A 22,420-nucleotide genomic window follows, 5' to 3' on the forward strand; every position below is an offset into this window, starting at 1 on the left:
TTTGTTTAAGAGAGCCGCGCTGGCCGGACAGGCCCGCGCCCTCGCCCGCTGGAACTACGTGCTCGACGGCATGGTCAAGAAGGGCTGGCTGTCCGAGACCGAGCGCGCCACGACGCAGTTCCCCGAGCCCGGCAAGGTCCGCGCGGCCGCGGGCCTGTCCGGCCAGCGCGGCTACCTGGTGGAGGCGATCAAGGACTACATCGTCGAGAACAAGATCCTCGACGACAAGACCCTCGCCGAGGGCGGCTACCGGATCACCTCCACCATCGACAAGCGCCGCCAGAACGCCTTCGTCGCCGCCGTCGACGAACAGATGGTCGGCAAGCTCGACCCCGAAACGCGCAAGGCGGACCGGCTGGTGCGCGCCGGCGGGGTCTCCATCGACCCGGCCACCGGCAAGGTCGTCGCCATGTACGGCGGCATCGACTACACCAAGCAGTACGTCAACAACGCGACCCGGCACGACTACCAGGTCGCCTCCACCTTCAAGCCGTTCGTCTTCGCCTCGGCCGTCGAGAACGGCTCCCGCACCCAGGACGGCCGCCGGATCACCCCGAACACCGTGTACAACGGCGACAACAGGCGCCCGGTCGTCGGCGGCCGGATCCGCTTCAACCCCGAGAACGAGGGCCAGGTCTCGTACGGGAACATCACCGTCAACACCGCCACCGACCTCTCCGTCAACGCCGTGTACGCCCAGATGGTCGTCGACGTCGGCACCGGCAAGGTCAAGCGGACCGCCATCGACCTCGGCATCCCCGAGGACACCCCCAACTTCGTTCCGGGCCCCGCCATGGCGCTCGGCACGATGCAGGCCAGCGTCCTCGACATGGCCCAGGCCTACGCGACCCTCGCCGACCACGGCCGCCGCACCCCGTACACCTTCCTGGAGAAGATCACCAAGGGCGGCGACACGATCGGCCTGCCCGAGCGCACCCCCGCCCAGGCCATCGGCCGCGAAGCCGCCGACACCACCACCTCCATGCTGGTCAGCGTCGTGGACAACGGCACCGGTACGGCGGCCCTCGCCGCCGGCCATCCGGCCGCCGGCAAGACCGGCACCGGGGAACTGGACCGCTCGGCCTGGTTCGCGGCCTACACCCCGAACCTCGTCACGGTCGTCTCGATGATGGGCCAGGACCCGGACACCGGAACCCTGCAGTCGCTCTACGGCGCCCTCGGCGAGCCCCGTATCGGCGGCGGCGGCTACCCGGCCCGGATCTGGGCCGCCTACACGAAGACCGCCCTGGAGGGCACCGACCCCGTCGACTTCGACCTGGAACTCCAGCCGGGCGGGGCGCAGCCCCCGCCGCCCTCCCCGGAATCCAACCCTCCGCAGCAGACGCCGGACGACGAGCTCACGCCCACGCCGCCGCTACGGCCGACCCGGCCCACGGGCGGACAGGACAACGGCGGCCGCGACAACGGCGGCCAGAACCAAGGGGGTCGGAACAACGGCGGCCAGAACCAGGGGGGACAGGACAACGGCGGCCAGAACAACGGCGGCCAGGACCAGGGCGGTCAGAACAACGGGGGCCAGAACAACGGCGGCCAGACGCAGGGCGGTCAGGACGACGGCGGCACCACCCAGGGCACCCAGGGGACGACGGGCACCCAGGGCGCCGACGGCGGGCCGGCCGACGGCCAGCGCCCTCCACCGTCGGCGTTCCTCGAATGACCGCCGACGCGGGCGGTCAGTGACCGGAGGTCACCTTCAGCCCCACCACGGCGACCAGCAGCAGACAGATGAAGAAGATCCGGGAGGCGGTGACGGGCTCGCCCAGCACCGCCATACCGAGCACGGCCGCGCCGGCGGCGCCGATGCCCACCCACACCCCGTACGCGGTACCGATGGGCAGGGTCTTCGCGGCGTAGGACAGCAGCACCATGCTCGCGACGATCCCGGCGCCCGTGAACACGCTGGGCCAGAGCCGGGTGAAGCCTTCGGTGAATTTCATGCCGATCGACCAGCCGACTTCGATCACACCGGCGACGACAAGAAGAACCCAGGCCATGACGGCACCTCCGAGACATCGAGCGATACGGGGTGCGTCGTCTTGTCGTACCCGGTACGGCGCGTCTCGTCGGGTTCTCCTCCACCGTAGCAAAAGGCAGCGAAAAGGGCCGGTGACCAAGGCCACCAGCCCTTCCTCGACTCAGCTCGGGAGCGCGCGCACGCTCACAGGTACAGGCCGGTGGAGTCCTCCGACCCCTCCAGCCGCTCCGCGGCCACGGCGTGCAGGTCCCGCTCGCGCATCAGCACGTACGTCGCGCCCCGCACCTCGACCTCGGCGCGGTCCTCGGGGTCGTACAGGACCCGGTCCCCGGGCTCGACCGTCCGTACGTTCTGCCCGACCGCGACCACCTCGGCCCAGGCCAGCCGCTTGCCCACCGCGGCCGTCGCCGGAATCAGGATGCCGCCGCCCGAGCGGCGCTCGCCCTCCGGCAGGTCGGACTTCACGAGCACGCGGTCGTGCAGCATGCGGATGGGCAGCTTGTCGTGGGTGGTGTTCTCGCTCACGATCCGAACCTACCTGCCCGCGCCCGCCCCGTGCCGCTCAGGGTCACGCGCGCCTGCGTCGTGCCGACAGGACAAGCACACCGACGACACCCACCGCGAGCAGGGCGACCGGCACGATCCGCTCGGGGCGCGGAGTCCCGTCTTCGTTGCGCAGGCCGTCCCGCAGGTCCGTCACGATGCGGTTCACCGTGACGAAGGCCCGCCCGGCCGTGTGGTCGACGGTCGAGGCGACCCGGGCCCGTGCATCCCCGATGATCGTCTTCGGGTGCACGCGCACGCCGATCTCGTCGAGCGTCTCGGCGAGCTGCTCGCGGCGGCGGACGATGTCCGCCTCGATCTGTGCGGGAGTCCTGGCTTCAGGCACCGCGCTGCCTCCGTCGTCGTGGTCCGGTGGGGGGTAGTCCCCGGTGAACAGTCTGTCAGCTTAGTCTCGAGACGTACCGATCCCCTCTTGAGGAGACTGTCCAGATGAGCGAGCGACTCCAGCCGGGCGACACCGCCCCCGCCTTCACCCTGCCCGACGCGGACGGCAACGAGGTCTCGCTCGCCGACCACAAGGGCCGCAAGGTGATCGTGTACTTCTACCCGTCCGCGCTGACGCCGGGCTGCACGAAGCAGGCCTGCGACTTCACGGACAACCTGGCCGTCCTGGCCACGGCCGGCTACGACGTCATCGGCGTCTCCCCGGACAAGCCGGAGAAGCTGGCGAAGTTCCGCGAGCAGGAAAGCCTGAAGGTCACCCTGGTCAGCGACCCGGAGAAGGAAACCCTGGCGGCGTACGGCGCGTACGGCGAGAAGAAGCTGTACGGCAAGACGGTCACCGGAGTCATCCGCTCCACGGTGGTCGTCGATGAGGCGGGCAAGGTCGAGCACGCCTTCTACAACGTCAAGGCCACGGGCCACGTAGCCAAGATCATCAAGGACCTGGGCATCTGACCCACCCGCGCCCACCACAGCGGCGCACCGACCCGGCGCGGGCCGCTCCGCTTTCCGCATGGGGCCCGCGCCCCAACTGCCACTCGTTGACGGACACGTGGTGCCGAAACCCTCACGCCAAGGCTCCCGCCCTCCCCTTAGACTGAGCGCAGCCCGGTCGGACTCAATGTCTGAATGGGGCGACATGTCGCGGTTGTGGTGGAATTGGCAGTCACGCTGGGTTTAGGTCCCAGTGGGGTAAAACCCGTGGGGGTTCGAGTCCCCCCAACCGCACGTCAACGCCGAAGGCCCCGTACCGGTTGCGTACGGGGCCTTCGGCGTGTCGCGCGTCAGCCCAGGAGTTCTCGGACCACCGGGACGAGGGCGCGGAAGGCCTGGCCCCGGTGGGAGATGGCGTTCTTTTCCGCCGGGGTGAGTTCCGCGCAGGTTCGGGATTCGCCCAGGGGCTGGAGGATCGGGTCGTAGCCGAAGCCGCCCGTGCCGGACGGGGCGTGGCGGAGGGTGCCCAGGAGGCGGCCCTCGACGACGCGTTCCGTGCCGTCGGGGAGGGCGAGGGCGGCCGCGCAGAAGAAGTGCGCGCCGCGGTGCTCGTCGGCGATGTCCCCGAGCTGGGCCAGCAGGAGGTCGAGGTTCGCCTTGTCGTCTCCGTGCGCACCGGCCCAGCGGGCCGAGAAGATGCCGGGGGCGCCGTTCAGGACGTCCACGCAGAGGCCGGAGTCGTCGGCGACCGCCGGGAGGCCGGTGGCCTGCGCGAGGGCGTGCGCCTTGAGGAGGGCGTTCTCGGCGAAGGTGACCCCGGTCTCCTTGACGTCCGGGATCTCCGGGTACGCGTCCGCGCCGACCAACTCGTGAGGCAGGCCGGCTTCGGACAGGATGGCGTGGAGCTCGGAGACTTTGCCCGCGTTGCGGGTGGCCAGGATCAGGCGGCTGGGCGTCGAGGTCATGCGGCCATTATCCCGGGGTGCAGACCTTGGAGATCTCGCTGGCCGCGTCCGCGACCGGCTGGATGTCCGGGACGCTGTTGCCGCTCTCGATGGAGGTGCGGACGTTCTTCACCGCGGTGTTCATCGAGTCGATGGCCTTGCCCAGGTCGGTGTTGTCCGTCTGGTCGCCGATCTTCTTGAGGTTCGCCTCGATCTGGTCGAGCGCGTTCTGGGCGTCCTGCGGGCTGTTGCCCGCCTGGGAGACGGCCTGCTGGAGGTCGTTCGCGCCGTCGGTGATGGCCACCGCCGTGTTCGCGCAGTCCATTGCCGTGGAGATCGCGTCGCAGGCGGACAGGGCCGGGACGGTCAGTACGGCGGCCACGGCTATGGCCGCGAGGCGGAGCTTCATGCGGTTCTCCCCGGGAGCAGGATTCGGATGCGTGGACGGGCGCACGGCTGTGACACCGTGCGCCCGTGTCTTGCTAGACGCCGGGCCGGGCCCGGCGGTTGCCGCCTAGAGTTCGAGTGCGCCCAGCTGGATGGCTTCCAGGTCCGCGCAGCCGCCGGCGGCGAGGTCGAGGAGGGCGTTCAGTTCCTTGCGGTCGAAGGGCTCGCCCTCGGCGGTGCCCTGGACCTCGACGAAACGGCCGTCGCCGGTGCAGACCACGTTCATGTCGGTCTCGGCGCGCACGTCTTCCTCGTAGCAGAGGTCGAGGAGCGGGACGCCGTCGACGATGCCGACGCTGACGGCGGCGACGGTGCCGGTCAGCGGCTTGCGGCCGGCCTTGATGAGCTTCTTCTGCTGGCCCCATGCGACGGCGTCGGCGAGGGCGACGTAGGCGCCGGTGATGGCGGCGGTGCGGGTGCCGCCGTCGGCCTGGAGGACGTCGCAGTCCAGGACGATGGTGTTCTCGCCGAGGGCCTTGTAGTCGATGACGGCGCGCAGCGAGCGGCCGATGAGGCGGGAGATCTCGTGGGTGCGCCCGCCGATCTTGCCGCGTACGGATTCGCGGTCGCCGCGGGTGTTGGTGGAGCGCGGCAGCATCGAGTACTCGGAGGTGACCCAGCCTTCGCCGCTGCCCTTGCGCCAGCGCGGGACGCCTTCGGTGAAGGAGGCGGTGCAGAAGACCTTGGTGTCTCCGAAGGAGATGAGGACGGAGCCCTCGGCGTGCTTGCTCCATCCGCGTTCGATGGTGACCGGGCGGAGCTGTTCGGGCGTACGGCCGTCGATGCGAGACATGGCTCCGAGCCTAGTCCCTGTGGTGGAACGCGAAGACCCCGTCCGGGTGGTTCCGGGACGGGGTCCGCCGTGTGGCCGGCCTCAAGGGGTTCGGGTCACATCATGTCTTCGATGTCGGCGGCGATCGGGTCGGCGTCGGTGCCGATGACGACCTGGATCGCGGTGCCCATCTTGACGACGCCGTGGGCGCCGGCGGCCTTGAGTGCGGCTTCGTCGACGAGGTCGGGGTTGACGACCTCGGTGCGCAGGCGGGTGATGCAGCCCTCGACCTCTTCGATGTTGTCGATGCCGCCGAGCCCGGCGACGATCTTCTCAGCCTTGGTGGCCATGTGTTTCTCCCTGAGTGTTTCGAAGAACGAGTCTCGGCGCGGCCGGTAACACGGAGAGCCACCTGTACGGTCCGCTTTGTCACGGTAACGCACGGTTGGCGCATCTACACGAGCGCATGCCCGGCCCCTGCCGAATGATGACGATCAGCAGCAACCTGCCCACAACTGGTCTACACCAGTGTGCCGCAAGTGTTGCGGCAGCCAAAAACGGGCCGGTCAGGGAGGACGCCGATGAGCGCGAGCATCTCCGAAGCAGCGCCACGCCCGTCGTGGCGGAACCACCTGTTCCAAGGGCTGCAGAGAATGGGGCGGAGCCTTCAGCTCCCGATCGCCGTACTGCCCGCGGCAGGCATCCTGTTGCGGCTGGGACAGCCGGACGTCTTCGGCGCGGACGGCCTGCAGTGGACGGACGTCGCCAACGTGATGGCGGGCGCGGGCGGGGCGCTGCTCGACCCCGACCTCGGCCTCCCGCTCCTCTTCTGCATCGGCGTCGCGATCGGCATGGCGAAGAAGGCGGACGGTTCGACCGCCCTCGCGGCCACGGCGGGCTTCCTCGTCTACCGGGGGGTGCTGCACGCGTTCCCGAACGAGTGCCCGGAGGGGAGCCGGAACGTCGGGGGCGGGTGCCTGGGGCAGAACGACACCTTCATCGCCTTCACCTACCAGAACCCGGGCGTCTTCGGCGGCATCATCATGGGCCTGCTCGCGGCCTGGCTCTGGCAGCGGTACCACCGGGTGAAGCTGGTGGACTGGCTCGGGTTCTTCAACGGCCGCCGGCTGGTCCCGATCATCACGTCGTTCGCCGCGATCGCCTTCGCCGCGCTCTGCCTGTGGATCTGGCCGCCGGTCGGCGGCGCGCTGGAGAGCTTCTCCGACTGGCTGCGCGGGCTGGGCTCCTGGGGCGGGGGCATCTTCGGCGTCGCGAACCGCGCGCTGCTGGTGATCGGCCTGCACCAGTTCCTGAACGTGCCGATGTGGTTCCAGTTCGGGTCGTACACGGCGCCGGACGGGAAGACGTACCACGGCGACATCAACATGTTCCTGCACGGCGATCCGGACGCGGGCCTGTTCCTGTCCGGCTTCTTCCCGATCATGATGTTCGCACTGCCGGCGGCGGCGCTGGCGATCACGCACTGCGCGAAGCCGCAGCGACGCAAGGAGGTCGGCGGGCTGATGCTGTCGGTGGCGCTGACCTCGTTCGTCACCGGGATCACCGAGCCGCTGGAGTACTCCTTCCTGTTCGTCGCGCCTGCGCTGTACGTGGTGCACGCGCTGCTGACGGGCGTGTCGATGGCGGTGACCTGGGCGCTGGGCGTCCACGACGGCTTCAGCTTCTCGGCGGGCCTGATCGACTACGTCATCAACTGGCGGCTGGCGACGAAACCCTGGCTGATCGTCCCGATCGGCCTGTGCTTCGCGCTCGTCTACTACGTGGTGTTCCGTTTCGCGATCACGAAGTTCAACCTCGCGACGCCCGGCCGGGAGTCGGACGAGGAGATCGCGGCGATGGAGGCGGAGACCACGAAGGCCTGAACCCGCTCCCCGGCAGGGTGGGGAACCCGGTCCGTCAAGGGCCCCCGGATCACGATCCGGGGGCCCTTCTGCATCCACCGGGACATGTGATCCAGGCCACAGGAAATCGAAGGTTCCTTATCTATCCCTCACCGTGTTACAACTGGTCTACACCACAATTGGTGTAGACCACGAGGCGCGTTCGAGCCCCCGTGTATCCCCCCTTTCGAAGACGCCGCCGTCCCCGTTCCCCCCTGGCGGCGCCTTGCCCACTGGAGGACCTTGTGACCACGGCTGCCGCCCCCGCGGCCGAGAAGAAGAAGGGCGCTGGCGTGATGGCCGTCATGCAGCGCATCGGCCGGAGCCTCATGCTCCCCGTGGCCGTGCTGCCTGCCGGCGCTCTCCTGCTCCGCCTGGGCGCGGCTGACATGCTCGGCGACGCAGACGTCTTCCCCACGTTCGTAACCAAGATCGCCGGCTACATGGCCGCAGGTGGCGGCGCCATCCTCGAGAACATGGCGCTGTTGTTCGCCGTGGGCATCGCGATCGGCTTCGCCAAGAAGGCGGACGGCTCCACCGCGCTGGCCGCCGTGACCGGCTACCTGGTGTTCAAGAAGGTCCTCGCCACCTTCACCGACAGCAACCTGCCGCAGGTCGAGAAGGTCATCGACCACAAGGTCGCCCTGGTGGACGCCACGGTCGACGCCGGTGTCCTCGGTGGCGTCGTGATGGGCATCATCACGGCCCTGCTCTACCAGAAGTTCTACCGGACCAAGCTGCCGGACTGGGCGGGCTTCTTCGGCGGCCGCCGCCTCGTCCCGATCCTCTCCGCCCTCGCGGGCCTGCTCGCCGGTATCGTCTTCGGTCTCATCTGGCCGGTCCTCGGCACGGGTCTGCACAACTTCGGCGAGTGGCTCGTCGGTTCCGGCGCCGTCGGCGCGGGCATCTTCGGTGTCGCCAACCGTGCGCTCATCCCGATCGGCATGCACCACCTGCTGAACTCCTTCCCGTGGTTCCAGGCCGGCTCGTTCGACACCCCGACCGGCGCCGTCCACGGTGACATCGGCCGCTTCCTCGCCGGCGACCCGACCGCCGGACAGTTCATGACCGGCTTCTTCCCGATCATGATGTTCGCCCTCCCGGCGGCCTGCCTCGCGATCGTGCACTGCGCCCGCCCCGAGCGCCGCAAGGTCGTCGGCGGCATGATGCTCTCCCTCGCGCTCACCTCCTTCGTCACCGGTGTCACCGAGCCGATCGAGTTCACCTTCATGTTCATCGCCCCGGTGCTGTACGCGATCCACGCGGTGCTGACCGGTATCTCGATGGCCCTCACCTGGGCCCTGGGCATGCGCGACGGCTTCGGCTTCTCCGCCGGCCTCGTCGACTTCCTGCTGAACCTGGGCATCGCGGAGAAGCCGTGGATGCTCGCGGGCGTCGGCCTCTGCTTCGCGGTGGTCTACTACGTCGTCTTCCGCTTCGCGATCATCAAGTTCAACCTCCCCACGCCGGGCCGCGAGTCCGACGAGGAGCTCGCCGAGCTGCTGAAGGCCGAGGCCAAGTAGGCGGCCCCGTACGAACGAAGGAGCCCCCGCTCTCCCGGAAGGGAGGGCGGGGGCTTCCCCGTGTTCCGGTACGTCAGACCTCGTAGACCGCGCCCGCGTACGCCAGGTCGACCCGGCCGTCGTAGACCGCGCGGGCGTCGGCGAGGTTCTGCGCCGCGTCCGTCCACGGCGGGATGTGGGTGAGGACGAGCCGGCCGACGCCGCCGCCGCGCGCGTACTCGCCGGCCTCGCGCCCGTTCAGGTGGAGGTCCGGGATGTCCTCCTTGCCGTGTGTGAAGGAGGCCTCGCAGAGGAAGAGGTCGGTGCCGTCGGCGAGCAGTCCCAGCTCGGGGCAGGCGCCGGTGTCCCCGGAGTACGTGAGCGAGCGGCCGCCGTGCTCGATGCGGATGCCGTACGACTCGACGGGGTGGGCGACCCGCTCGGTGCGGATCTGGAACGGCCCGATCTCGAAGTTCCCGGACTTCAGGGTGCGGAAGTCGAAGACCTCGCTCATCGAGCGCTCGTCGGGGACGTCGTCGTAGGCGGTGGTCAGGCGCCGCTCGGTGCCCTCGGGCCCGTAGACGGGGATGGTGCCGCAGCGGCCGCCCTCGTGCCGGTAGAAACGGGCGACGAAGTACGCGCACATGTCGATGCAGTGATCGGCGTGCAGATGGCTCAGGAAGATCGCGTCGAGGTCGTAGAGCCCGCAGTGGCGCTGGAGATCGCCGAGGGCGCCGTTGCCCATGTCGAGGAGCAGCCGGAAGCCGTCGGCCTCGACGAGGTAGCTCGAACAGGCCGATTCCGCGGACGGGAACGACCCCGAACAGCCGACGACGGTGAGCTTCATGGAGCGTGAACCTCCGTGGACGGTCCGTGGACGGAATGCGGGCCGTGCGTGCGTCGAGCGTAAGGCGCGAAACGTCCGGTCGCTCCTCCGCGGCGGGCCGTTGTGGGGGAAGTCACCGCCTGCACCACTCATACCCAGTAATGGCAAGCGGTCAGGCGTACGGGCCTAGAGCAAACTGCCCATGCCGCCGTGCGGCCGCGCCGGGTGCCGGGTGACGGTGGCGCGGCTACGGTCGAACCATGGACACGTCCTGGTGGCCCGCGGTGGCTGCGGTCGTGGCAGTGGCGCTGGTGGTGCTGGTCGCCGGGGGACGGCTGGGGCTCCCCCGCCGGCCCCCGTCGGCGCACGGGTCCGGTCCGCCGCCGCATCCGCGCGCCGGCGAGCTGTGGTCCTTGGCGGACGGCCGCACGTGTCTGGTCCTGGCGGTCGAGTCGGTACGGGGCCGCCGCGCGCGGGTCGCGTGGATCACCGGGAAGTACGACGACCGGCGGGTCGGGGTGATCCCGCTGCCCCCGGGGACGGTGGGGGCGCAGGGCCGGGCGGCCTTCCTGGAGGCGGACCGGCCGGCGGAGGTGTCGCTGTGGGATTTCCGCACGCGGCGAGGGGTGCTGGACCCGGCGGTGTGGGACGAGATCAAGGGACTGGGAGGCGGACGGTGAAACCGGTGATCCGCTTGCGGCGTGTGTACGACGCGCCGGAGCCGGGCGCGGACGGGGTGCGGGTCCTCGTGGACCGGCTCTGGCCGCGGGGCCTGGCGAAGGAGGCGGCGGGGGTGGACGAGTGGCCGAAGGCGCTCACGCCGTCGAACGAGCTGCGCAAGTGGTTCCACGGGGGTGGCTCCGCCGGGGAGTTCCGGGAGCGGTACGAGGCGGAGCTGGCCGGGCCGGAGGCGGTGGCGGAGCTGGCGCGACTCCGTTCCCTGGCCGAGGCGGGCCCGCTCACCCTCCTGACCGCGGTCAAGGACCCGGCCTCCAGCCACGCGGCCGTGCTCGCGGAACTGCTGTCCGACTGACCGGGCCCGCCCCGGCCCGGTCCTCGAGCGCCGTCACGATCCCAGCCCCGCCGGCGATCGAGGCGCGGGGGTGGGGGCGGAGCCCCGGCCCTCAAGCCCCGCCGGCGATCGAGGCGCGGGGTCGGGGGCGAGCCCCGTCCTTGAAGCCCCGCCGGCGATTGAGGCGCGGGGGGCGGGGGCGGAGCCCCGGTCTTGAAGCCCCGCCGGCGATTGAGGCGCGGGTCCGGGGCGGAGCCCCGGGAGGCGGCGCCGCGCCCGAAACGGCCGGGCAACCCCGCAGGGGCTACGCCCAGAGTTGGCCCTGGAGGACCTCGATGGCCTCTTCAGTGGTGGCGGCCGTGTAGACCCCGGTCGAGAGGTACTTCCAGCCGCCGTCGGCCACGACGAAGACGATGTCCGCCGTTTCGCCCGCGGCCACCGCTTTGCGGCCGACGCCGATCGCCGCGTGCAGGGCGGCTCCCGTGGAGACGCCCGCGAAGATCCCCTCCTGCTGCAGCAGCTCCCGCGTGCGGGTCACCGCGTCCGCCGAGCCCACCGAGAAGCGGGTCGTGAGGACCGAGGCGTCGTACAGCTCGGGGACGAAGCCCTCGTCGAGGTTGCGCAGCCCGTACACCAGGTCGTCGTACCTCGGCTCCGCCGCGACGATCTTCACTCCGGGCACGTTCTCGCGCAGGTAGCGGCCGACGCCCATCAGGGTGCCGGTCGTGCCGAGTCCTGCCACGAAGTGGGTGATCGACGGAAGGTCGGCGAGGATCTCCGGGCCCGTGGTGGCGTAGTGCGCGCCCGCGTTGTCCGGGTTGCCGTACTGGTAGAGCATCACCCAGTCCGGGTGCTCCGCGGCCAGTTCCTTGGCCAGCCGGACCGCGGTGTTCGAGCCGCCGGCGGCCGGCGACGAGATGATCTCGGCTCCCCACATGGCCAGCAGGTCGCGCCGCTCCTGGCTGGTGTTCTCCGGCATGACGCACACGATGCGGTAGCCCTTGAGCTTGGCCGCCATCGCCAGCGAGATGCCGGTGTTGCCCGAGGTCGGCTCGAGGATGGTGCAGCCGGGGTACAGCCGGCCGTCCTTCTCGGCCTGCTCGACCATGTGGAGCGCGGGGCGGTCCTTGATCGAGCCGGTCGGGTTGCGGTCCTCCAGCTTGGCCCAGATGCGGACGTCGTCGGAGGGCGACAGCCGGGGCAGCCGGACCAGCGGCGTGTTGCCGACCGCGGCCAGCGGGGAGTCGTAGCGCATTACTTCGATCCGCCGGCCACGGCCGGGAGGATGGTGACGCTGTCGCCGTCCTTGAGCGCGGTGGAGATGCCGTCGAGGAAGCGGACGTCCTCGTCGTTGAGGTAGACGTTCACGAAGCGGCGCAGCTCGCCGCCCTTGGCGTCGTCGACGATGCGCTCCTGGATGCCCTTGTGGCGGGTCTCCAGGTCGGCGAAGAGGTCGGCGAGGGTCGCGCCCTCACCGGAGACGGCCTTCTCGCCTTCGGTGTAGGTGCGGAGGATGGTGGGGATGCGGACCTCGATGGCCATGGCTGTCTCCAGTCGTCAGGGCGTAGGCAGGGGCGTGAGAACGTGCGGCGCGCGGTTCGTCGGCCCCCCGCGCAGAGGGGCTCTGGTGCTCAGACGGCAGGACAGATGGCGCTGGCGAGGCGGCACAGGTCGACGTGCAGCCGCGCCACGAGCAGCAGCCTGCCGGGCGTCTCGATGCTCACGTCGTGGGAAACCATGCGGTCATGTTAACGATTCCCCGTCCCGGGTTTGGAGTGTGATCCCGCATCGTGGACGTCGACCGCTCACATGATGGTCAGTAGGCCTCGACGACCTGCACTTCTTCCTCGGTGATCACACCGTCGACGATCCGGTACGAGCGGAACTGGAACTCTCCGAGGCCGTCCTCGTCCGCCGTCGAGACGAGGACGTAGTGCGCGCCGGGCTCGTTCGCGTACGTGACGTCGGTGCGCGAGGGGTAGGCCTCGGTGGCGGTGTGCGAGTGGTAGACGATCACCGGCTCCTCGTCCCGGTCGTCCAGCTCGCGGTAGAGCTTCAGCAGATCCTTCGAGTCGAACTCGTAGAACGTGGGCGAGCGGGCCGCGTTGAGCATCGGGATGAACCGCTCGGGGCGGCCGGTGCCGGCCGGGCCCGCCACGACGCCGCACGCCTCGTCGGGGTGGTCCTGGCGGGCGTGCTTGACGATCTGGTCGTACAGGGCCTGGGTGAGGGTCAGCATGAGCGACAGGATAAGCAGACGGGCCCTTCCGTACCGAGGAGTGGTACGGAAGGGCCCGCATGGTGGACATACCAGCCCGGAGACAACGTCACCGGAGCACGGTTCCCGGCCGTGGCAGGCGGCCGGGACCCAGGGTTTCCGGGTGCTACGAGGCCTTGGTGAAGGCCGCGCCGCGCGGGTCGCGGGACTTCATCACCAGGTACGAGACGCCCAGGATCAGACCCCACAGCGGGGCGCAGTAGAGCGAGACGCGGGAGTCCTTGTCGGCGCCCATCATCACGATGACCATGCCGATGAAGAGCAGCGCGAACCAGCTCGTGTACGGGGCGCCGGGCGCGCGGAACGCGGACTGCGGCAGCTCGCCGCGGTCGGCCTTGGCGCGGTAGCGGATCTGGCAGACCAGGATCATGATCCAGGCCCACATGCCGGAGATGGTGGCGAAGGAGACGACGTAGTCGAAGGCCTTGCCCGGGGCGACGTAGTTGATCCAGACGCCCACCAGCATCAGCGCGGCCGAGAAGGTGGTGCCGATGAGCGGGGTGCCGCTCTTGGTGAGCTTGGTGAAGACCTTCGGGCCCTGGCCGTTGAGCGCGAGGTCGCGCAGCATGCGGCCGGTGGAGTACATGCCCGAGTTGCAGGAGGACAGGGCCGCGGTCAGCACCACGAAGTTGACGATGGCGGCGCCGACGCCGAGGCCCATGCGCTCGAAGGCGGCGACGAAGGGCGAGACGCCGGGCTGGAAGTGCGTCCACGGGACGACCGACAGGATCATGATCAGTGCGCCGACGTAGAAGACGGCGATGCGCCACGGCACGGTGTTGATGGCCTTGGGCAGGGTCTTCTCGGGGTCCTTGGACTCGCCGGCGGTGACGCCGACCAGCTCGACCGCGAGGAAGGCGAACATGACGATCTGCAGGGTCATCAGCGTGCCGCCGATGCCCTTGGGGAAGAAGCCGCCGTCGTTCCACAGGTTGGTGACGGTGGCGGTGTCGGCCGCGTCGGAGAAGCCGATGGTGAGGATGCCGGCGCAGATCAGGATCATGCCGACGATGGCGGTGACCTTGACCATGGAGAACCAGAACTCCAGCTCACCGAAGAGCTTCACGGAGATCAGGTTGGCGGCGTAGAGGATCACGGTGAAGATCAGCGCGTAGGCCCACTGCGGGAAGCTGTCGTGGGTCCAGTACGACATGTACTGCGCGGCGGCCGTGACCTCGGTGATGCCGGTGACCACCCAGAACAGCCAGTACGTCCAGCCGGTGACGTATCCCCAGAACGGGCCCAGGAACTCGCGGGCGTAGTCCGAGAAGGAGCCGGAGACGGGGCGGTACATGAGCAGCTCGCCCAGGGCCCGCATGATGAAGAAGATGACCAGGCCCGCGATGGCGTAGGCCAGGATCAGGCTGGGGCCGGCCTTGGAGATCGCCTTGCCGGCGCCCAGGAACAGGCCGGTGCCGATGGCGCCGCCGATCGCGATCATCTGGATCTGCCGGGCGCCGAGCGTGCGGTGGTAGCCGTCGCCGCCCTCGCCCTGTGTGCCCTCGCCGGGCGTCTTGCCGTGCTGCTCGACCTGCACAGAGGTCATGTCTGGTGCGCCTTTCTCCACGCCGACCCGCGCCTCGACTGGCTGCGGATCGGGTCCTCGATCCCCCCGGATACGGATGGAGTTGCACGCCGGCGGTCCGCCGGTCCAAGCGAGCCGGGGGACATGGGTGGCGTCCCTTCGGCAGTCGTGAAGATTTATCACGGGCTTACGGCCGCCCGAGGGGGAGAAATGTGGCGCAGGGCACCAAAAATTCAGGACAAAGGCGATCGAACAGATCAGATCACCGCATGGCGGTGATCTGATCGTTATCCGGATTTGAGCGTCCGCTGAGCGAACAGTGTTCCCACTTGAGGATCTTCAGAGGATCTTCGGCGGGTCCCGGCGCGCCCCCGGCGGGTCACAGCGTCTCGATGAGCGTCTCCTGCAGCCCGCCCAGCCAGAGGTACGCCATCACCATCGGCTTGCGCGGGTCGTCGTCCGGCAGCCGGAACAGCGCGGCGCTCTCGTCGTCCTCGGTGATGTCGAGGCGGGCCGCGAGGGTCAGGCGCAGGTCGTTGAGCGCGCCGAGCCAGCGCAGCGGCAGCTCCCCGGTCAGCTCCAGCACGGCCGCCCCGTCCCCGGCCGGTGTGAGCCCGTCCAGGCTGCGCACGACGGCCAGCGCGTCCTCCCGCTTGCGGGTGCGCAGGTCGTTCTCGGTGAAACGGCGGAACTCCGCCGAGTGGGCGCGCAGCTCCTCCGGATCCTCCTTGGGCCCGGGCCCGTCAGGGCCCCCGTAGGCGTCGGGGAAGAGCCGGGCGAGCGCCGGGTCGGTCGGAGGCTCGGAGGGACCCTCGGCGAACAGCGCGGCGAGCGGGTCGGCGTCCTCGGCGGGCTCCGGCTCGCCGGGGCCGATCAGTTCGAGCATCTGGACGGCCAACGAGCGCAGGATGGAGATCTCGATCTCGTCGAGCGCGATGGCGGCGCCGCCGCCCTTCAGGGGCTGGAAGGTGCCGCCCATCAGGTGCGGTCCTGGGAGAGGGTCGCCCACAGGCCGTAGCCGTGCATGGCCTGCACGTCGCGCTCCATTTCCTCGCGGGTGCCGCTGGACACGACCGCCCGCCCCTTGTGGTGGACATCGAGCATCAGCTTGTGCGCCACGTCCTTCGAATAGCCGAAGTACGCCTGGAACACGTACGCCACGTAGCTCATGAGGTTGACCGGGTCGTTGTGCACCAGGGTCACCCAGGGGACGTCGGGTTCGGGGACGGCGAAGGTCTCTTCGGCCGATTCGGTGCGTTCGATCTCTACAGGAGCAACACTCACTTGTCCCATGCTGCCACCGTGACGGGCCCGTCGCACAAACGGGTCCTAGATCTCGTCAGTTTGACGAGATGTGCGCTAGCATCCGTGACATGAACCCTGCGGACCTGGGGCTGCCGGTGGACGTGCCGTCGACAGCGCTCTTCACGGACCATTACGAGCTCACGATGCTGCAGGCCGCCCTGGCCAACGGCACCGCCGACCGCCGCTCGGTCTTCGAGGTCTTCACCCGGCGGCTGCCCGAGGGGCGCCGTTACGGGGTGGTCGCGGGAACCGGGCGGGTGCTGGACGCGGTGGAGAACTTCCGCTTCGACGGCGCGGTGCTGGAGTTCCTGCGCGAGCGGGCCGTCGTCGACATGCGGACCCTGGACTGGCTGGCCTCGTACCGCTTCTCCGGCGACATCTGGGGCTACCCGGAGGGGGAGGTCTACTTCCCCGGGTCGCCGATCCTGCGGGTCGAGGGCAGCTTCGCGGAATGCGTGCTGCTGGAGACCGTGATCCTGTCGATCCTCAACCACGACTCGGCGATCGCCGCGGCCGCCTCCCGGATGTCCTCGGCGGCGGGCGACCGCCCGCTGATCGAGATGGGCGCGCGGCGCACGCACGAACTGGCGGCGGTGGCCGCGTCGCGGGCCGCGTACGTCGGCGGCTTCGCCTCGACCTCGGACCTGGCGGCCGGCTTCCGGTACGGGATCCCCACGGTCGGCACGAGCGCGCACGCCTTCACGCTGGTGCACGACAGCGAGCGGGACGCCTTCACCGCACAGGTGGCCTCGCTGGGACGGGGCACCACCCTCCTGGTGGACACCTACGACGTGGCCGAGGCCGTCCGCACCGCCGTCGAGGTGGCCGGCACCGACCTCGGCGCGGTCCGGATCGACTCCGGTGACCTGCTGCTGGTCGCCCACCGGGTGCGGCAGCAGCTGGACGAGCTGGGGGCGACGGCGACGAAGATCGTGGTCACCTCGGACCTGGACGAGTACGCCATCGCCTCGCTGGCGGCGGCGCCCGTGGACGCGTACGGCGTGGGCACGCAGCTGGTGACGGGCAGCGGGCACCCGACGTGCTCGATGGTCTACAAGCTGGTGGCGCGGGCCGTCTCCGCGGACCCCAAGGCGGCGCTGGCTCCGGTGGCGAAGAAGTCCTCGGGCGGCAAGACCTCCATCGGCGGCCGCAAGTGGGCGGCGCGGCGGGTGGACGCGGAGGGCGTCGCCGAGGCGGAGGTCGTCGGGACCGGGCCGGTCCCGTCGGCCCTGGCCGAACGCCAGCTCCTGACCCAGCTGGTCAAGGCCGGCGAGGTGGTCGCCCGGGAGCCGCTGGAGGCCGCGCGCGAACGCCACCGCGCCGCGCGGGCGGGGCTGCCGCTGTCCGCGACGCAGCTCTCGCGCGGCGAGGCGGTGCTCCCCACGGAGTACGTGTAGCCGCAGCTCCGCAGCCGGGACTCCGCCCCGGACCCCGCTCCTCGAACGCCGGAGGCGCTGAAAGATTGCGGCGCGGGGTCCGGGGCGGAGCCCCAGTTTCGGGAAGGGGCGGGGTGGGGGAAGAGCCCCCGCAGGGCCCCGCCGCACAGGGACATCGAGCCGAAGGACAACGTCATGCACCGCGCACTGATCGTCGTCGACGTACAGAACGACTTCTGCGAAGGCGGCAGCCTCGCGGTCGCCGGCGGAGCCGACGTCGCCGCCGCCGTCACCGAGTACATCGGCCAGGCCACGGCCGCGTACCGGCACGTCGTCGCCACCCGGGACCACCACGTCGATCCCGGTGCCCACTTCGCGCACCCCCCGGCGGAGCCCGACTTCGAGACCTCCTGGCCGGTCCACTGCGTCGCCGGGACCGAGGGCGTGGGCTTCCACCCGAACTTCGCCCCGGCCGTGGCCTCGGGCGCCGTCGCCGCCGTCTTCGACAAGGGCGCGTACGAGGCCGCGTACAGCGGCTTCGAAGGCGCCGACGAGAACGGGGCGACCCTCGGCCAGTGGCTGCGGGACCGGCAGGTCACCGAGGTGGACGTGGTCGGGATCGCCACCGACCACTGCGTCCGGGCCACCGCCCTCGACGCCGCCCGCGCCGGCTTCGGCACCCGGGTCCTGCTGGACCTGACGGCCGCCGTCGCCCCGCACACCACCGCACGGGCCCTGGAGGAGCTCCGTGCGGCGGGGGTGACCCTGGTGGGCCACCAGGCGGGCCGGGACGGCCACGAGGGCCACCAGGGCGGCCAGGCCGGCTAGGACGCGGTCAGGAGTCGTCCTAGGTCCCCAGCAGGGCCCGGATGGGGTGCCAGAGCTCCTGCGCGCGGTCGGGCGCGCCGCGCCACAGCAGGCCGTCCGGGTGGTGCAGGACGGCCGTGACCTCGTCCGGCGTCGGCGGGTGCGCGTTGCCCCGCAGGTACACCGCCCGCATCCCGAGGTTCCGCAGCCTGGTCAGGGCGCGGGCCCGGTTCGCGGCGTGTACCAGAACGCGGACATTTCCGCCTTCTCCACACGGCCGCGGCAGCGTGAGCGCGACGACCACGCTGCCGCCCGGCAATCTGACGAAACCTCCACCTGGCATGGATGTCATCTCCCCCGTCAATAAGAAACTCGTACCGCGCATCTAAACGCGATCGACCGCCGCCCGCTAGAGGGCGACGGCCGATCATGCCTTGACCTGCGGTTTTATCGAATTACTTCGAGGAGGGGCCCACCTCGACGGTCATGACCTCACCGTCGTAGGTCTCCTTCAGGATCTTGATCTTGGTGTTGGTGTCAGTGACCTTCACCGATCCGGTCGGGTTCTCGTCGTAGAAGTACTTGCCCTTGTGGTCGTCGAAGACCAGGTTGGCGGGCTTCGGCTTCAGGAAGAGCGACTCGCCGTTCTTGTGCAGCGTGAACGCGTCCGTCGAGTAGGCGCTGAAGGTCGCGTCGTACGGCTGGATCTTGTTCCGCAGCAGGGTGCCGTCGGCCCACTTCATGGGCTTGGCGTTGGCGTCGATCGGAAGGATCAGACCCTGGCCCGGGTGCTGGCTGGTGTTGTTGTCCTTCTGGGAGGTGTCCCACTGCCAGATGAGCAGGCCGTCCTGGTACGGGTAGTGCTCGACCCAGTCGGGCTTGGTGTTGCCGAAGCCGAAGTTGTACGGGCCGACCTTGAGGGTCTTGTCGTACGAGACGTAACGGCGGTTCTCGGCCAGGTAGTACTGCGCGTACTCCTTGCTGAAGCTGGCGCCGATGCGGGAGAAGCCCTTGCCGGTCCAGCCGTTGTCACCGTTCTCGGCGCCGTCGGTGAACAGCGCGGAGCCGTCCGCGGTGAGGGTCACGGCGTCGGCGGTGAAGCCCTTGCCGCCCGCGCCGCCGTCCGTCTGGTAGCGGAAGCGGAGGTCGACCTTCTTGCCCGCGTAGGCGTCGAGCGGGAAGTTCAGCGACTTCCAGGCACCCGAGACACCGGTGAGCGACGGGCTGCCGGAGGCGTCGGCCGGGAGGGCCGTGCCGTCGGCGGTGCCGGCGAGGGCGGTCCAGGTGGCGCCGCCGTCCGTGGACACCTCGGTGTAGAGGTAGTCGTAGTCGGCCTCGATGTCCCACCAGCCCTTGAGGGACAGCGCGGCGGACGTCTTGCCCGTCAGGTCCACCGAGCGGGTGAGGGTGTTCTTGAGGTCGTCACCCATGCCGCTCCACCACTGGGCGGAGCCCTCGGCGGGCGCGACGACCTCGGTCTTGACCTGCTTCTTCGGCAGCTCGACGACCAGGGCCTGCTTGTCCTTGGTGTTGAACTCCGACACGCCCAGCTTGTGGGTGGACTTCGTCGCGGCCTTCGCCGTGTCGTAGTTCAGCCAGCCCAGCTGGAGCTTGTCCCAGGCGGTCATGTCGCCCGGGAGGTCGCCGATGGAGTCCTTGCCGGTGCCGAGCCAGGAGCCGGCCGACATCAGGGACCAGAAGCCGACGCTGTTCTCGCCGCCACCGGAGGTGTCGTAGAGGTCGGGCAGGCCGAGGTCGTGGCCGTACTCGTGCGCGAAGACGCCGAGGCCGCCGTTCTCGGGCTGCATCGTGTAGTCGCCGACCCAGATGCCGGAGTTGCCGATCTGGGTGCCGCCGGCCTTGTTGTTGTCCGGGCCGGTCTTGCCCGCCGCGGTGCCGTAGGCGTACCAGCGGTGCGCCCACAGCGCGGTCGTGCCCTGCACGCCGCCGCCGGCCGACTCGTCCTCGCCCGCGTGGACGATCTGGAAGTGGTCGATGTAGCCGTCGGGCTCGTTGAAGTTGCCGTCGCCGTCGAAGTCGTAGCGGTCCCAGAGGTCGTACTGGGCCAGCTTCGCCTTGATCTCGGCGTCGGTCTTCCCGGCCTTCTTCTGGGCCTCCACCCACGCCGTGACGCCGTCCTTGACGGTGTCCCAGACGTTGGAGCAGTTGGACTGGCCGCAGTAGTTGGAGCCGTAACGGCCCTCGTTGTACGGGACCTTGACCCAGTCGGCGACCTCGCCCTCGACCGAGTAGCGACCCGAGGAGGTCTTCTCGTAGTAGGTCTTCAGCGAGTCCTTGCCCTCACCCGACGCGAAGTACAGGTCCTGGAAGTACTCGCGGCTGAAGTCCTTGCGCCAGGCGGTGCTGTTGTCCTTGGCGCGGTCCGGCTGGGCGATCGTGTTGTGCAGCGGACCGGGGGTGCCGCCGTACTTCGGGACCGCCGGCTGCGGGCCGGGGCCGTCCGGGTCGTGCATGGTCGTGCTGTCGACCTGGTCGCCGAACTCGACGAGGATCGTGAAGATCTTGTCGGTCTTCTCGCGGCCGAGCTCGACGTACTTCTTGTCGTCGAGCTTGACGACCTTGGAGGCGCCGCGCTGCTCGACGTCCTTCTTGCCCTGGAGCACCTGGTCCAGGGCGGCCTTGCGCTGCTGGGCCTGCTGCTCGCTGAACGGGCCCTTCAGGTCGTGCTCGACGACCTTGGCAGGAGCGGTCGGGTCCTGCCGGTCGGCCGCGGGAGCCGGGGCGGCCGAGGCCTTGCCCTCGGCCTGGGCCGCGGTGACGGTGAAGAAGGTGGCGCTTGTCGCACAAGCAGCCATGGTCACGGTGACGGCGGCAGCGCGTATCGCACGCCGTCTGGCGGAATTGCTGGTCACTTGATGTCGTTCCCCTCCCGCGGCCGCGACGTAGGTCGGAACTTCTCCATAGGAGCGGGGGGTTCCGCGCGGCGCGCGTCTCAAGTGACGACATTTGACCGGAGAGAAGCAAGAAAAGACAGACCTTGACTTGACCCTTACAACTGCACTATGCGGTCAGGGAGTTCCGGTATCCGGACGTTCCGCTGCCATACGGGGCGAAGGGCGCTTCCCCACCCTGTCGAAGGTCCGTCCCGTCCCCATTTCCCCCTCCGCCGCGGCACGAAAAATGATCCCGTGCGCCCCCCGTGCTCCGGCACCGTGTGTTAGGTCACGCTTACCGGCGGTTCCTCTCGGGCATCTCCCGTCATAGAGTCACTTGACGCGCGACCTAGTTGAGCCGACTCCCCCTCCCCTCCCGAGGACGGATATCGCCATGCCGCGTCCGACTGCCGCACAGCTCGCCTACGGGTCCGCCACGGTCATCGTGTCGACGATCGCCATGCTGCTGCTCTCGCAGACGAGCACCGGGCTCGGGGTCGCGGTGATCTCCGCAGCCGCGCTCGCCCTGGGTCTGCTCGTCGCCCTCACCGTGCCCGTGCCCCGTCGCCGCGGCCGTCACGCGGCCGGTACGAGGGCCCCCGCGGCCTCCGCGCCCGCCGCGGAGCCCGCCTCCCACGAGGGTGCGTCGCCAGCTGCCCGGGTGCCCGATCCCCGGACCGCCGAGGCCGAACACCCCGTCCACCACTGAGCTTTCGCCCGCCGCGCGGACGGTGCGCGCGGCGGGCGGGAGCCGAGTGCGACGCGGCGCGGGCGGACGCCCCGGAGGACGTCCGCCCGCGCTGCGGCGCGCTGCCCGCGCGCTAGGTGGTGGCCTGGACCACGACCGTCTTGGCGGCCTTGTCGTGCAGGCCCTGCTTGTACGGCTTGTCGACGAGGATCGAGACCACCAGGGCGATCGGCCACAGGCAGAAGCAGCAGATCAGCGTCGGCAGCCAGAGCACGGCGGCGCGGCCCAGGGCCGCCTTGGAGTTCGGCACGCTGCCGTCGTTGAGCATCGCGACGCGCAGGCCCAGCGCCTTCTTGCCTACGGTCTGGCCGCTCTTCTGGGTGAACCACCAGTCGTAGCCGACGTACGCGGCGATCGAGATCAGTGTCATCAGCAGGCCGCTGCCGCTGTACGACTTGGTGATGACCTCGCTGACGTCCTCGCCCCGTTCCGTCTCGACCATGTACCGGTTCGTGCCGAAGGCCAGCTGGAGGAGGAACAGCGGGACGGCGACGATCAGCACGTCGATGATGCGTGCGGCGAGCCGCCTGCCGAAGTCGGCGAGCGGGGGCATCCCCGCGAGCGGATCGGGCATGCCGTGGCCGCCGCCGTACGGGTCACCACCGCCGTAGGGGGGCGGCCACGGCATGCCCGATCCGCTCGCGGGG

27 protein-coding genes, 1 tRNA gene and 1 riboswitch are annotated in these 22,420 nt (G+C 69.9%); of the genes, 10 read left to right on the plus strand and 18 right to left on the minus strand.

Annotated elements, in window-relative coordinates; genetic code table 11:
- On the plus strand, positions 1–1,678 hold a 1,678-nt coding region (locus PV721_RS26065; protein ID WP_319728229.1), incomplete at its 5' end, for a transglycosylase domain-containing protein.
- A gap of 16 nt (positions 1,679–1,694) precedes the next feature.
- On the opposite strand, the gene PV721_RS26070 is transcribed toward PV721_RS26065, so the two are convergent.
- The 3 genes from PV721_RS26070 to PV721_RS26080 form a co-directional block, all read right to left on the minus strand.
- Entirely contained in the window at positions 1,695–2,015 is a 321-nt protein-coding gene (locus PV721_RS26070; protein ID WP_319728230.1) for a DMT family transporter, read from the minus strand.
- A gap of 31 nt (positions 2,016–2,046) precedes the next feature.
- Positions 2,047–2,116, minus strand: a riboswitch (guanidine-III (ykkC-III) riboswitch).
- 63 nt (positions 2,117–2,179) lie between these two features.
- Positions 2,180–2,521, minus strand: coding sequence for a GroES family chaperonin (locus tag PV721_RS26075; protein WP_030009035.1), 342 nt, complete (start codon positions 2,519–2,521; stop codon positions 2,180–2,182).
- A gap of 43 nt (positions 2,522–2,564) precedes the next feature.
- Positions 2,565–2,885 carry a DUF3618 domain-containing protein gene (locus PV721_RS26080; protein ID WP_319728232.1) on the minus strand — a complete coding sequence of 107 codons (321 nt, stop codon included), beginning with the start codon at positions 2,883–2,885 and terminating at the stop codon, positions 2,565–2,567.
- Positions 2,886–2,989: 104 nt separating this feature from the next.
- On the opposite strand from PV721_RS26080, the gene bcp reads away from it, so the two are divergent.
- A complete protein-coding gene (gene bcp / locus PV721_RS26085; protein WP_319728233.1) occupies positions 2,990–3,457 on the plus strand; it encodes a thioredoxin-dependent thiol peroxidase in 468 nt (155 codons plus the stop codon).
- Positions 3,458–3,646: 189 nt separating this feature from the next.
- A tRNA-Leu gene (locus PV721_RS26090) sits at positions 3,647–3,730 on the plus strand.
- 56 nt (positions 3,731–3,786) lie between these two features.
- Here PV721_RS26090 and rdgB read toward each other — a convergent pair.
- The 4 genes from rdgB to PV721_RS26110 form a co-directional block, all read right to left on the minus strand.
- Positions 3,787–4,401 (minus strand): RdgB/HAM1 family non-canonical purine NTP pyrophosphatase, encoded by a 615-nt coding sequence (gene rdgB / locus PV721_RS26095; protein ID WP_319728234.1) that lies wholly within the window; start codon positions 4,399–4,401, stop codon positions 3,787–3,789.
- 7 nt (positions 4,402–4,408) lie between these two features.
- Positions 4,409–4,789, minus strand: coding sequence for a hypothetical protein (locus PV721_RS26100; RefSeq protein WP_319728235.1), 381 nt, complete (start codon positions 4,787–4,789; stop codon positions 4,409–4,411).
- A 105-nt stretch (positions 4,790–4,894) separates the two neighbouring features.
- Positions 4,895–5,620: a ribonuclease PH gene (rph, locus tag PV721_RS26105; protein ID WP_030717976.1), complete on the minus strand. Its 726-nt coding sequence runs from the start codon at positions 5,618–5,620 to the stop codon at positions 4,895–4,897.
- Positions 5,621–5,715: 95 nt separating this feature from the next.
- Positions 5,716–6,042 (minus strand): PTS glucose/sucrose transporter subunit IIB, encoded by a 327-nt coding sequence (locus tag PV721_RS26110; RefSeq protein WP_319728237.1) that lies wholly within the window; start codon positions 6,040–6,042, stop codon positions 5,716–5,718.
- A 138-nt stretch (positions 6,043–6,180) separates the two neighbouring features.
- Here PV721_RS26110 and PV721_RS26115 point away from each other — a divergent pair, with 138 nt between their 5' ends.
- Complete coding sequence (locus PV721_RS26115) at positions 6,181–7,482, plus strand: PTS transporter subunit EIIC (RefSeq protein ID WP_319728238.1); 1,302 nt, start codon at positions 6,181–6,183, stop codon at positions 7,480–7,482.
- A 314-nt stretch (positions 7,483–7,796) separates the two neighbouring features.
- Positions 7,797–9,023, plus strand: a complete 1,227-nt coding sequence (locus tag PV721_RS26120) for a PTS transporter subunit EIIC (protein WP_319728261.1) — start codon at positions 7,797–7,799, stop codon at positions 9,021–9,023.
- A 73-nt stretch (positions 9,024–9,096) separates the two neighbouring features.
- Here PV721_RS26120 and PV721_RS26125 read toward each other — a convergent pair whose 3' ends face one another.
- Positions 9,097–9,849, minus strand: coding sequence for an MBL fold metallo-hydrolase (locus PV721_RS26125; RefSeq protein WP_319728240.1), 753 nt, complete (start codon positions 9,847–9,849; stop codon positions 9,097–9,099).
- A gap of 239 nt (positions 9,850–10,088) precedes the next feature.
- Between PV721_RS26125 and PV721_RS26130 the strand changes: the two genes are divergently transcribed.
- Together PV721_RS26130 and PV721_RS26135 are read left to right on the plus strand one after the other, a co-directional pair.
- A complete protein-coding gene (locus PV721_RS26130) occupies positions 10,089–10,508 on the plus strand; it encodes a hypothetical protein (protein WP_319728241.1) in 420 nt (139 codons plus the stop codon).
- A gap of 5 nt (positions 10,509–10,513) precedes the next feature.
- On the plus strand, positions 10,514–10,861 hold the full coding sequence (locus PV721_RS26135; protein ID WP_319728243.1) for a DUF488 domain-containing protein: 348 nt from the start codon (positions 10,514–10,516) through the stop codon (positions 10,859–10,861).
- A gap of 283 nt (positions 10,862–11,144) precedes the next feature.
- Here PV721_RS26135 and PV721_RS26140 read toward each other — a convergent pair whose 3' ends face one another.
- The 7 genes from PV721_RS26140 to clpS form a co-directional block, all read right to left on the minus strand.
- Positions 11,145–12,095, minus strand: coding sequence for a cysteine synthase (locus tag PV721_RS26140; RefSeq protein WP_319728246.1), 951 nt, complete (start codon positions 12,093–12,095; stop codon positions 11,145–11,147).
- Positions 12,095–12,382, minus strand: coding sequence for a MoaD/ThiS family protein (locus PV721_RS26145; RefSeq protein ID WP_319728248.1), 288 nt, complete (start codon positions 12,380–12,382; stop codon positions 12,095–12,097). Before PV721_RS26145 ends, PV721_RS26140 begins: the two co-directional genes overlap by 1 nt.
- Before the next feature lie 89 nt (positions 12,383–12,471).
- Positions 12,472–12,579, minus strand: coding sequence for a putative leader peptide (locus PV721_RS26150; RefSeq protein ID WP_312847437.1), 108 nt, complete (start codon positions 12,577–12,579; stop codon positions 12,472–12,474).
- A 77-nt stretch (positions 12,580–12,656) separates the two neighbouring features.
- Positions 12,657–13,079, minus strand: coding sequence for a M67 family metallopeptidase (locus PV721_RS26155; RefSeq protein ID WP_319728249.1), 423 nt, complete (start codon positions 13,077–13,079; stop codon positions 12,657–12,659).
- A 145-nt stretch (positions 13,080–13,224) separates the two neighbouring features.
- Positions 13,225–14,664: an amino acid permease gene (locus tag PV721_RS26160; RefSeq protein ID WP_319728251.1), complete on the minus strand. Its 1,440-nt coding sequence runs from the start codon at positions 14,662–14,664 to the stop codon at positions 13,225–13,227.
- A gap of 358 nt (positions 14,665–15,022) precedes the next feature.
- Positions 15,023–15,622: a DUF2017 domain-containing protein gene (locus PV721_RS26165; RefSeq protein WP_319728252.1), complete on the minus strand. Its 600-nt coding sequence runs from the start codon at positions 15,620–15,622 to the stop codon at positions 15,023–15,025.
- Positions 15,622–15,936: an ATP-dependent Clp protease adapter ClpS gene (clpS, locus tag PV721_RS26170; RefSeq protein WP_319728254.1), complete on the minus strand. Its 315-nt coding sequence runs from the start codon at positions 15,934–15,936 to the stop codon at positions 15,622–15,624. The genes PV721_RS26165 and clpS overlap by 1 nt, the downstream gene beginning before the upstream one ends.
- 80 nt (positions 15,937–16,016) lie before the next feature.
- Here clpS and PV721_RS26175 point away from each other — a divergent pair, with 80 nt between their 5' ends.
- Both PV721_RS26175 and PV721_RS26180 read left to right on the plus strand, forming a co-directional pair.
- Positions 16,017–17,345: a nicotinate phosphoribosyltransferase gene (locus tag PV721_RS26175; protein WP_319728255.1), complete on the plus strand. Its 1,329-nt coding sequence runs from the start codon at positions 16,017–16,019 to the stop codon at positions 17,343–17,345.
- A gap of 174 nt (positions 17,346–17,519) precedes the next feature.
- Complete coding sequence (locus PV721_RS26180; RefSeq protein ID WP_319728256.1) at positions 17,520–18,152, plus strand: isochorismatase family protein; 633 nt, start codon at positions 17,520–17,522, stop codon at positions 18,150–18,152.
- A gap of 19 nt (positions 18,153–18,171) precedes the next feature.
- Here the strand turns inward: PV721_RS26180 and PV721_RS26185 are convergent, their stop codons facing one another.
- Both PV721_RS26185 and PV721_RS26190 read right to left on the minus strand, forming a co-directional pair.
- On the minus strand, positions 18,172–18,474 hold the full coding sequence (locus PV721_RS26185; RefSeq protein ID WP_037807208.1) for a hypothetical protein: 303 nt from the start codon (positions 18,472–18,474) through the stop codon (positions 18,172–18,174).
- A 112-nt stretch (positions 18,475–18,586) separates the two neighbouring features.
- On the minus strand, positions 18,587–20,947 hold the full coding sequence (locus PV721_RS26190) for an immune inhibitor A domain-containing protein (protein WP_319728257.1): 2,361 nt from the start codon (positions 20,945–20,947) through the stop codon (positions 18,587–18,589).
- Between the two features lie 472 nt (positions 20,948–21,419).
- Here PV721_RS26190 and PV721_RS26195 point away from each other — a divergent pair, with 472 nt between their 5' ends.
- A complete protein-coding gene (locus tag PV721_RS26195) occupies positions 21,420–21,734 on the plus strand; it encodes a hypothetical protein (RefSeq protein WP_319728259.1) in 315 nt (104 codons plus the stop codon).
- A gap of 112 nt (positions 21,735–21,846) precedes the next feature.
- Here the strand turns inward: PV721_RS26195 and PV721_RS26200 are convergent.
- Positions 21,847–22,420, minus strand: a 574-nt coding sequence (locus PV721_RS26200; RefSeq protein ID WP_319728260.1) for an RDD family protein, incomplete at its 5' end; no start/stop codon positions are given.

The sequence above is a fragment of the Streptomyces sp. MB09-01 genome (genome assembly GCF_033794505.1).
GTDB lineage: Bacteria > Actinomycetota > Actinomycetes > Streptomycetales > Streptomycetaceae > Streptomyces.

Excerpts from the sequence above, each read along its gene's own strand:
- PV721_RS26070 (WP_319728230.1), bottom strand. The coding sequence starts at position 2,015 with ATGGCCTGGGTTCTTCTTGTCGTCGCCGGTGTGATCGAAGTCGGCTGG.
- bcp (WP_319728233.1), top strand. The coding sequence starts at position 2,990 with ATGAGCGAGCGACTCCAGCCGGGCGACACCGCCCCCGCCTTCACCCTG.
- rdgB (WP_319728234.1), bottom strand. The coding sequence starts at position 4,401 with ATGACCTCGACGCCCAGCCGCCTGATCCTGGCCACCCGCAACGCGGGC.
- PV721_RS26100 (WP_319728235.1), bottom strand. The coding sequence starts at position 4,789 with ATGAAGCTCCGCCTCGCGGCCATAGCCGTGGCCGCCGTACTGACCGTC.
- rph (WP_030717976.1), bottom strand. The coding sequence starts at position 5,620 with ATGTCTCGCATCGACGGCCGTACGCCCGAACAGCTCCGCCCGGTCACC.
- PV721_RS26115 (WP_319728238.1), top strand. The coding sequence starts at position 6,181 with ATGAGCGCGAGCATCTCCGAAGCAGCGCCACGCCCGTCGTGGCGGAAC.
- PV721_RS26120 (WP_319728261.1), top strand. The coding sequence starts at position 7,797 with ATGGCCGTCATGCAGCGCATCGGCCGGAGCCTCATGCTCCCCGTGGCC.
- PV721_RS26125 (WP_319728240.1), bottom strand. The coding sequence starts at position 9,849 with ATGAAGCTCACCGTCGTCGGCTGTTCGGGGTCGTTCCCGTCCGCGGAA.
- PV721_RS26130 (WP_319728241.1), top strand. The coding sequence starts at position 10,089 with ATGGACACGTCCTGGTGGCCCGCGGTGGCTGCGGTCGTGGCAGTGGCG.
- PV721_RS26140 (WP_319728246.1), bottom strand. The coding sequence starts at position 12,095 with ATGCGCTACGACTCCCCGCTGGCCGCGGTCGGCAACACGCCGCTGGTC.
- PV721_RS26145 (WP_319728248.1), bottom strand. The coding sequence starts at position 12,382 with ATGGCCATCGAGGTCCGCATCCCCACCATCCTCCGCACCTACACCGAA.
- PV721_RS26150 (WP_312847437.1), bottom strand. The coding sequence starts at position 12,579 with ATGGTTTCCCACGACGTGAGCATCGAGACGCCCGGCAGGCTGCTGCTC.
- PV721_RS26155 (WP_319728249.1), bottom strand. The coding sequence starts at position 13,079 with ATGCTGACCCTCACCCAGGCCCTGTACGACCAGATCGTCAAGCACGCC.
- PV721_RS26160 (WP_319728251.1), bottom strand. The coding sequence starts at position 14,664 with ATGACCTCTGTGCAGGTCGAGCAGCACGGCAAGACGCCCGGCGAGGGC.
- PV721_RS26165 (WP_319728252.1), bottom strand. The coding sequence starts at position 15,622 with ATGGGCGGCACCTTCCAGCCCCTGAAGGGCGGCGGCGCCGCCATCGCG.
- clpS (WP_319728254.1), bottom strand. The coding sequence starts at position 15,936 with ATGGGACAAGTGAGTGTTGCTCCTGTAGAGATCGAACGCACCGAATCG.
- PV721_RS26175 (WP_319728255.1), top strand. The coding sequence starts at position 16,017 with ATGAACCCTGCGGACCTGGGGCTGCCGGTGGACGTGCCGTCGACAGCG.
- PV721_RS26180 (WP_319728256.1), top strand. The coding sequence starts at position 17,520 with ATGCACCGCGCACTGATCGTCGTCGACGTACAGAACGACTTCTGCGAA.
- PV721_RS26185 (WP_037807208.1), bottom strand. The coding sequence starts at position 18,474 with ATGCCAGGTGGAGGTTTCGTCAGATTGCCGGGCGGCAGCGTGGTCGTC.
- PV721_RS26190 (WP_319728257.1), bottom strand. The coding sequence starts at position 20,947 with ATGGCTGCTTGTGCGACAAGCGCCACCTTCTTCACCGTCACCGCGGCC.
- PV721_RS26195 (WP_319728259.1), top strand. The coding sequence starts at position 21,420 with ATGCCGCGTCCGACTGCCGCACAGCTCGCCTACGGGTCCGCCACGGTC.